At 44.3% G+C, this 530-nt stretch carries 1 protein-coding gene; it reads left to right on the plus strand.

The features are described from left to right. Positions 1 to 530, plus strand: a 530-nt coding sequence (locus AC27HD_RS18845; protein WP_487107812.1) for an EF-Tu C-terminal domain-related protein, incomplete at both ends; no start/stop codon positions are given.

Below are 530 nucleotides of genomic sequence, written 5' to 3' on the forward strand. Positions count from 1 at the left end.
GCAGAATGGGAAAAGAAAATCATCGAACTAGGTGAAGCTCTTGATTCATATATCCCAGAGCCAGAGCGTGCAATCGACAAGCCGTTCATTCTTCCAATCGAAGACGTATTCTCAATCTCAGGTCGTGGTACTGTTGTAACAGGCCGTGTTGAGCAAGGTATTGTTAAAGTTGGTGAAGAAGTAGAAATCGTTGGTATCAAAGATACTGTTAAGACGACTTGTACTGGTGTTGAAATGTTCCGTAAGCTTCTAGACGAAGGTCGTGCTGGTGAGAACGTTGGTGTACTACTACGTGGTACTAAGCGTGATGACGTAGAGCGTGGACAAGTACTAGCTAAGCCTGGTTCAATCAACCCACACACTAAGTTTGAAGCAGAAGTGTACGTATTGTCTAAAGATGAAGGTGGCCGTCATACTCCATTCTTCAAAGGCTATCGTCCACAGTTCTACTTCCGTACAACTGACGTAACTGGTGCTGTAGAGCTTCCAGAAGGCGTAGAAATGGTAATGCCTGGTGACAACCTTAAATT

Source organism: Alteromonas sp. 4NS20-0143, from assembly GCF_057542855.1.